The following is a 7,695-nucleotide window of genomic DNA, read 5'->3' on the forward strand; positions in this document are numbered from 1 at the left end:
GAAAGGATCTTGACCGGCCATGGCCGACGAGAACAACCCCACCACGCCCGAGGACGACGAAGGCCAGACGCTGCGGATCGAGCCCGTCGGGCTCGAGACCGAGATGCAGCGCTCGTACCTCGACTACGCGATGTCCGTCATCGTGTCCCGCGCGCTGCCCGACGTCCGTGACGGCCTCAAGCCCGTCCACCGCCGCGTCCTGTACGCGATGTACGACGGCGGCTACCGGCCCGAGAAGGGCTTCTACAAGTGCGCCCGCGTCGTCGGCGACGTCATGGGCAACTACCACCCGCACGGCGACTCCTCGATCTACGACGCGCTGGTCCGCCTCGCGCAGCCGTGGTCGATGCGCATGCCGCTGGTGGACTCCAACGGCAACTTCGGCTCTCCGGGCAACGACCCCGCCGCCGCCATGCGCTACACCGAGTGCAAGATGGCGCCGCTGTCCATGGAGATGGTCCGGGACATCGACGAGGAGACCGTCGACTTCACGGACAACTACGACGGCCGCTCCCAGGAGCCCACCGTCCTGCCGTCCCGCTTCCCGAACCTGCTGATCAACGGCTCGGCGGGCATCGCGGTCGGCATGGCCACCAACATCCCGCCGCACAACCTGCGCGAGGTCGCCGCGGGCGCCCAGTGGGCCCTGGAGCACCCCGAGGCCAGCCACGAGGAGCTGCTCGACGCCCTCATCGAGCGCATCAAGGGCCCCGACTTCCCGACCGGCGCCCTCGTCGTCGGCCGCAAGGGCATCGAGGAGGCGTACCGCACGGGCCGCGGCTCCATCACGATGCGCGCGGTCGTCGAGGTCGAGGAGATCCAGAACCGCCAGTGCCTGGTGGTCACCGAACTCCCGTACCAGACGAACCCGGACAACCTCGCGCAGAAGATCGCCGACCTGGTCAAGGACGGCAAGGTCGGCGGCATCGCCGACGTCCGCGACGAGACGTCGTCCCGTACCGGCCAGCGACTCGTCATCGTGCTCAAGCGCGACGCGGTCGCCAAGGTCGTACTGAACAACCTCTACAAGCACACGGACCTGCAGACGAACTTCGGCGCCAACATGCTGGCGCTCGTCGACGGCGTGCCGCGCACGCTGTCCCTGGACGCGTTCATCCGCCACTGGGTGAGCCACCAGATCGAGGTCATCGTCCGGCGCACGAAGTTCCGGCTGCGCAAGGCCGAGGAGCGCGCGCACATCCTGCGCGGTCTGCTGAAGGCGCTCGACGCCATCGACGAGGTCATCGCGCTGATCCGGCGCAGCGACACCGTCGAGATCGCACGCGGCGGCCTGATGGACCTCCTGGCCATCGACGAGATCCAGGCGAACGCCATCCTGGAGATGCAGCTCCGCCGGCTCGCCGCCCTGGAGCGGCAGAAGATCGTGGCGGAGCACGACGAGCTCCAGCTGAAGATCGACGAGTACAACGCGATCCTGGCCTCGCCCGAGAAGCAGCGGGCGATCGTCAGCGAGGAACTCGCGGCGATCGTGGAGAAGTTCGGCGAGGACCGCCGCTCGGCGCTCGTGCCGTTCGACGGTGACATGTCCATCGAGGACCTGATCGCCGAAGAGGACATCGTCGTCACGATCACCCGTGGTGGCTACGTCAAGCGCACCAAGACGCACGACTACCGCTCGCAGAAGCGCGGCGGCAAGGGCGTGCGCGGCACGAAGCTCAAGGAAGACGACATCGTCGACCACTTCTTCGTGTCGACGACGCACCACTGGCTGCTGTTCTTCACCAACAAGGGCCGCGTCTACCGTGCGAAGGCCTACGAGCTGCCCGACGCCGGGCGCGACGCCCGCGGCCAGCACGTGGCGAACCTGCTCGCCTTCCAGCCGGACGAGCAGATCGCCGAGATCCTCGCGATCCGTGACTACGACGCGGTGCCCTACCTGGTCCTCGCCACGAAGGCCGGTCTGGTCAAGAAGACGCCTCTGAAGGATTACGATTCGCCCCGTTCCGGTGGCGTCATCGCCATCAATCTGCGCGAGACGGACGACGGTTCGGACGACGAACTGATCGGTGCCGAACTGGTTTCGGCCGACGACGATCTGCTTCTGATCAGCAAGAAGGCACAGTCGATCCGCTTCACGGCGACCGACGACGCCCTGCGCCCGATGGGCCGCGCGACCTCCGGCGTCAAGGGCATGAGCTTCCGCGACGGCGATCAACTGCTCTCGATGAATGTGGTCAGGCCCGGTACGTTCGTCTTCACCGCCACCGATGGTGGGTACGCGAAGCGGACCGCCGTCGACGAGTACCGCGTCCAGGGCCGCGGTGGCCTCGGCATCAAGGCCGCCAAGATCGTGGAGGACCGCGGTGAGCTGGTCGGCGCGCTGGTGACGGAGGAGACCGATGAGATCCTCGCCATCACCCTGTCCGGCGGTGTGATTCGTACGCGAGTCAACGAGGTCAGGGAGACGGGCCGTGACACCATGGGCGTCCAACTGATCAACCTGGGCAAGCGCGATGCCGTGGTCGGCATCGCACGTAATGCCGAGGCCGGGCGCGAGGCCGAGGAAGTCGACGGCGACGTCGACGAATCGTCCGACGGCGAGCCGGTGGTCGGCACGGACGAGGGCACCGAGTCCCCGGCCGAGTAGCGCGAGGAGTGAAGTCATCGTGAGTGGAGCCACGGGCGCCGGATCCGCCGGGACGAGTGGAACCGGCACGGAAGGTGCCCGTGGCTCCGCCACAGACGCACCCGACTCGCATGAGTCTCATGGATCCCAGGGGGGGACTGTGACGGACACCCGAGGCCGGACGGGCACGGACACCGACAGCGGGGGCGCCGGCAAGCGTGCTGGGGGGCACGCCGGAGACAGGGCTTCCGGGAGCGGGGCCGCCGGCACGCGCGCCGGGGACGGCGCCTCCGGCACACGCGCCGGGGACGGCGCCTCCGGGGCGCTGCCCGGGGAGCGGCAGCCGCAGCAGAACAACCAGCCGTACCACCCGCCTGCGGCCTACCAGCCCGCGCCCGCGGGCGCGGTGCGGCGTCCGCGTACGGGGGCGCGCACCACCCCGCGCACGCGCAAGGCGCGGCTGCGGGTGGCCAAGGCCGACCCCTGGTCGGTGATGAAGGTCAGCTTCCTGCTCTCCATCGCCCTCGGCATCTGCACGATCGTCGCGGCGGCCGTGCTGTGGATGGTCATGGACGCGATGGGCGTCTTCTCCACGGTCGGCGGCACGATCTCCGAGGCCACCGGGTCGAACGAGTCCAACGGCTTCGACCTCCAGGCCTTCCTCTCGCTCCCGCGCGTCCTGATCTTCACGTCGATCATCGCGGTCATCGACGTCGTCCTCGCGACGGCCCTCGCGACGCTCGGCGCGTTCATCTACAACCTGTCGGCGGGCTTCGTGGGCGGGGTCGAGCTGACGCTGGCCGAGGACGAGTAGGCGGGCCCCTGGGCCTTCGGAGGACATTCGGGGGGCTTCGAGGGACCTTCGGAGGGCTCTGCGGGGGGCTTCGGGGGTGCGCAGAGCCCTCCGAAGATCCCTCGGTAACTATCGATTTTGGGACTGGCCCGGACGTGCGCTAATCTTCAGTGGTCAGCGCGCGGGGCGACCCCGAAGAGCGCGGCGGGGCTATAGCTCAGTTGGTTAGAGCGCATCCCTGATAAGGATGAGGCCACAGGTTCAAATCCTGTTAGCCCCACAGTTTCAGAGCAGTATGAAGAGGGCGTCTCCCGAGCGGGAGGCGCCCTCTTCGTTTGCCCATGCGGTTACGCGCCCCTCTGGTTGCGCTTTTGGAAACTAGATGCCATTTTTGCAACTGCTGGACGTTCTGGGGTGTGATCAGTTGTGGAACAGGAACTTGGTGCGGCAGGCCAGCTGGGGGTCATCGATGGAGCCCCCAAGCTGAACAAGGCCGCGACCGTCCGCGAGCGGGCGCTGGGTGTGGTCTCTGTTGCCGTCCTGCTCGCCGGACTGGCCGGAGCCTGTACGAGCGGAGTCCCCGCCGTCGTGGGGGTGCTCGTCCTGGCGGCGGCACTGCTGCTGATGATCGCTTGGTCCTGGTTCCACTTGGGTGCCACGCGGCGCAGGCCCCACACGAAGGCCGAGAACGCGGCGATCGTGTTCGCCACGATGATGCTCGGCGCCCCGGGATCCAAGATCCTCTGGGATGATCCGGCACCGCTCGGCGCGTCCCTGGTGGCAGCGGCCCTGCCGACCGCCGGTCTGCTCTTCTACCTCGTGCTCCGGTGGAGGCGCTGAGCATGGCCGGAGAGCATCCGCGCACGCGCCTCCTGACGGTGATGCACTCACCGGTCCGCTTGGCGATTCTCGGCTCCCTGCGGCACGTGCAGCAGGTCAGTTTCGCCGATCTGCGGGAAGCACTGGACCTGTCCGCCGCCGAGTTGTCGAGGCAGCTCGCCCTTCTGGAGAAGGAAGAGCTGGTCGAGATCGCGAAGCTGCGTGAGCGGCGGCGGCCAGTGACTCAGGTGCGGCTCTCGGAGCCGGGGCGTGAGCGGTTCGAGGAGTACCTCGTGCATCTGCGGCAGGTCGTTCAGGGGGAAGTTCCCTAGGGGCCTGGTGCCGCGTAAGGAGCTTGTGCCGTGCGGCTCGGTGCCGTGCGACAACGAGAAGACCCCCAGCCGGTGCGGGCTGGGGGTCTTCTTCGCTGTACGGGGTGCCGCGGCTGGAAGCCGTTGTGGCTACGGTTCCGCGGCGAGGTGGGCCCCCGGCGGGGTCTGGGGGTCGTTCTGGTCCTCTGTGTCCGTCGTCGGCAGGTGGCGGCAGCTCGGTGTGGAGCCGTGGGCCTCGGCGCGGATGCGTTGCTTCATCGTGGGGGGCAAGGAGCGTTCGTATGCCGCCTGCCAGAGGGCCGCGAAGGCGGGCGTCGGGCTCACCGTGCTTTCGCACGTGGTCGTGGCCGGGTGTGCCGGGGCGGCCGCCGTGGCGGTCGAGGTGAGTCCCAGCGTGGCGAACAGCGCGAGCACCGCGGTGACGAGTGCGGTCCACAGCTTCATGGCCTTGGTGGCGGTCATGGCCCCTCACATTCAGGTTGGGCGATTTGCGTACTTTCCTCATGATGTGTATGCCGGGTCGGAAGTGCGGGACCGACGCCCGCGCCGCGTCGATGTTCTGATGAACACCACCCGGATGGGCGCAAGCGGCCCTAGGAGGCCAGGAAACGGGGCAAGGGCGGCGAAAATCACAGTGGCCGGTGAGCGGGTGGAGCGGGGCGATCCGCTTCTACTGCGGTGATCAGGCCGGGAGTTGGGGCCGGAAGCGGGGCGGGATCCAGGTCACCGATCGGTATCGGGCGGTGTGTATAGTCGGGCGCCAGAAGTCCCCTACGTCAAGGAAAGACGAGGTCGCGCGGTGAAGAAGCTTCTCCTGGTCGCACTGGCCGCCATCGGCGGGCTCCTCGTGTACCGCCAGATCCAGGCGGATCGCGCCGAGCAGGATCTGTGGACGGAGGCGACTGACTCCGTGCCCACGGGTTCGTGAGTATCGACAGCAGTCTCGTCACAGGGCCCCGGTCGCTTGAGCGGTCGGGGCCCTGTGCTGTCCCGGGATCCTTTTGTCCCGCTTGTTCTGCCGGGTGGCGAGGGCCGTCCCCCGCGTGTACGGAGGCCGTGAGGTCCGGGGCGGGCCGGTTGCCCCCGGCGTGACCATGACGGCGTCACCCCTTTGGTTCACTTGCGCAATTTCATTCCTTGCTTGAGCAAATCGGTGGAGGGCGAGGTGCCGAGCGGCGTGATGAGGCGAGGCCGGGGCGGTCGGTCTGCGGTCGGTGCGGTCCTGGGCGCCGTGCTGTGTGTGGTGGCGCTGCCGGGCGGCGGGACCGGGAGCGGTGTGGCCCTCGCTCGGCCCGGGCACGCCCCCGTCGAGGAGAGCCCCGGTCCGTACGCCTTCGACCGTGACGTGAAGGACGTCGACGGCACGACCAGTACGGCCGGGAGCCGGATGCTGCTGCCGGGGGCGACCTATCGGAGTGCCATCGGGCCTCCCGGGGATTCCGGTTCCGCCGGCGGCGAGCTCTACTACCGGCTCGAACTCGGCGCCAAGGACAGCGCGTACGTCTCCGTGACCGCCCTGCCCGGCCCGCGCGGCCGGGTCGTCTTCGCCGACGGCATCAAGGTGTCCCTGCAGGACGCCGGTGGCTTCACCTGCGACCTGGGGTCCGCGCGGATCGGCTCCTCGCAGAGCCCGCGGCCGCTCACCGCCTCGGCGAAGCGGCAGGTCGCGGCGGACCAGAAGAAGTGCCAGACCGCCGGGACGTACTACGTAGTGGTCGAGCGGACCACCGACTCCAGGTCCCCGGTGTCGTCCACCCCGGAGAAACCGTCCGCTACGGAGGACTGGGATCTGGAGCTGTACGTCGCCTCCGAGCCTGCCCTGGCCAAGGCGGGCTCGACCGCCCCGCCGCAGGACACGGACTCCACCCCGCAGCAGCAGCCTCCCGCCGGGGCACCGATGCCTCGCGCGGGCGGCAGCAGCTTCGGTACGGCCAGGGCGCTGGGCAAGGGCGTGTGGGGCGACCGCGTCCGGGCCGGGCAGACGCGGTTCTACCGGGTGCCCGTCGACTGGGGACAGCGCCTCTCCGTCACCCTGGAACTCGGCAGCGGCACCCGGAGCGGCGACTTCGTGACGTCCGCGCTGATCATGGAGCTGTTCAACCCGGTGCGCGGGCCCGTCGCGGACTCCGACGTCCCGTACGACGGCCGCCAGAAGTCCATGGCCCTGTCCCCGCTGCCGCCGGTCTCCTACGAGAATCGTTACGCGCCCTTCGACCGGACCTCCGGGATGCGGTTCGCCGGCTGGTACTACCTCGCGGTCCACCTGCACCCGGACGTCGGCAAGCGGTTCGGTGCGGATGAGACGGGGCTGACCCTGCGCGTGGGTGTCGCCGGTGAGCGGCGGCCGGCGCCCGCGTACGCCGGGGCGCCGCGCCCCGCGGACGGCTTCGGCGTCACGGAGCGCGACGAGGCCGCGGCGCGGAACGGCGCCGGAGGGGGTGGCTCCGCCCGGCGCGAGCCCGGCCCCGACGGCTCTGCGGCCGCTTCCGAGGGCGATATGGCCATGAAGGCGCTCGCGGCGGCGGGGATCGGCACGGGGACCGTGCTGCTCGCCGTTCTGGGGGTGTGGCGGGCCGTGTCGCGGCGGCGGCTCGGGCGGATCTCGGCTTGATCCGGGATCGGCTTGGTCTGGGATCGGTTTGGTCTGGGATCGGTTTGGTCCGGGACCGGTTTGATCCGGTATCGGCTGGGGACCTGTGTCCGGCTTGATGGGGCGTCCGGCTGATCTGCGCCCGGCTGACCTGTGTCCTGATGGATCTGTGTCCTGCTCGGTCGCTCCTGGCGCTCCTGGCCGTCCCGGCAATTCGTTCCGTCTGGTCGCGCGGTCTTTCTACGGTCCGTCAGATGCGGGTGAGGGCCCAGAAACCCACGGCGAAGCACGCCAGCGCGGCCAGCAGCATCGGCAGGGCCACCTTCACGGGCGGACCGGGGCGCGGTGCGCGTGCGGCGGCCGCGGCGTGGCGGCGCTGGGCGCGGCCCCTTGGCTGAAGTTCCGCGAGCGGTGCCGGAATTGGTGTGCTGGGGGATGGAACCTGTTGGGGCTGAGCGGTGTATGGAGAAGTAGGAGCGAAAGCGCGGTGCGCGGCGAGGGACGCGGCCGAGGCGTGAACGGGCTCCGGGGTGGCTGCGGATGAGGGGGACGGGCTGGGGGGCGGGGAGGGCGG

General features: G+C 69.5%; 7 protein-coding genes and 1 tRNA gene. 7 read left to right on the forward strand and 1 reads right to left on the reverse strand.

Going from position 1 to position 7,695, the window contains the following annotated elements; genetic code table 11:
* Positions 1 to 19 precede the first annotated feature (19 nt).
* The 5 genes from gyrA (at position 20) to OO63_RS08395 (ending at position 4,531) form a co-directional block, all read left to right on the forward strand.
* Complete coding sequence (gyrA, locus tag OO63_RS08375; protein ID WP_030357755.1) at positions 20 to 2,608, forward strand: DNA gyrase subunit A; 2,589 nt, start codon at positions 20 to 22, stop codon at positions 2,606 to 2,608.
* A 19-nt stretch (positions 2,609 to 2,627) separates the two neighbouring features.
* On the forward strand, positions 2,628 to 3,401 hold the full coding sequence (locus OO63_RS08380) for a DUF3566 domain-containing protein (protein WP_030357754.1): 774 nt from the start codon (positions 2,628 to 2,630) through the stop codon (positions 3,399 to 3,401).
* Between the two features lie 185 nt (positions 3,402 to 3,586).
* A tRNA-Ile gene (locus tag OO63_RS08385) sits at positions 3,587 to 3,660 on the forward strand.
* A 146-nt stretch (positions 3,661 to 3,806) separates the two neighbouring features.
* Positions 3,807 to 4,220, forward strand: a complete 414-nt coding sequence (locus OO63_RS08390) for a hypothetical protein (RefSeq protein ID WP_234311115.1) — start codon at positions 3,807 to 3,809, stop codon at positions 4,218 to 4,220.
* Positions 4,221 to 4,222: 2 nt separating this feature from the next.
* Entirely contained in the window at positions 4,223 to 4,531 is a 309-nt protein-coding gene (locus OO63_RS08395) for a transcriptional regulator (protein ID WP_030357752.1), read from the forward strand.
* Positions 4,532 to 4,660: 129 nt separating this feature from the next.
* Here the strand turns inward: OO63_RS08395 and OO63_RS08400 are convergent, their stop codons facing one another.
* Entirely contained in the window at positions 4,661 to 4,993 is a 333-nt protein-coding gene (locus OO63_RS08400) for a DUF6344 domain-containing protein (protein WP_030357751.1), read from the reverse strand.
* 337 nt (positions 4,994 to 5,330) lie between these two features.
* On the opposite strand from OO63_RS08400, the gene OO63_RS46290 reads away from it, so the two are divergent.
* Complete coding sequence (locus OO63_RS46290; RefSeq protein WP_003999697.1) at positions 5,331 to 5,459, forward strand: DLW-39 family protein; 129 nt, start codon at positions 5,331 to 5,333, stop codon at positions 5,457 to 5,459.
* A 213-nt stretch (positions 5,460 to 5,672) separates the two neighbouring features.
* The gene (locus OO63_RS08405) at positions 5,673 to 7,142 is read left to right on the forward strand and encodes a hypothetical protein (protein WP_234311114.1); all 1,470 of its coding nucleotides are present in this window, start codon (positions 5,673 to 5,675) and stop codon (positions 7,140 to 7,142) included.
* The last annotated feature ends 553 nt before the right edge of the window (positions 7,143 to 7,695 follow it).

The organism is Streptomyces alboflavus (assembly GCF_000716675.1).
GTDB classification, from domain to species: Bacteria; Actinomycetota; Actinomycetes; order Streptomycetales; family Streptomycetaceae; genus Streptomyces; species Streptomyces alboflavus.

Coding starts and splice junctions, on each gene's coding strand:
- OO63_RS08400 (WP_030357751.1), bottom strand. CDS start 4,993: ATGACCGCCACCAAGGCCATGAAGCTGTGGACCGCACTCGTCACCGCG.
- gyrA (WP_030357755.1), top strand. CDS start 20: ATGGCCGACGAGAACAACCCCACCACGCCCGAGGACGACGAAGGCCAG.
- OO63_RS08395 (WP_030357752.1), top strand. CDS start 4,223: ATGGCCGGAGAGCATCCGCGCACGCGCCTCCTGACGGTGATGCACTCA.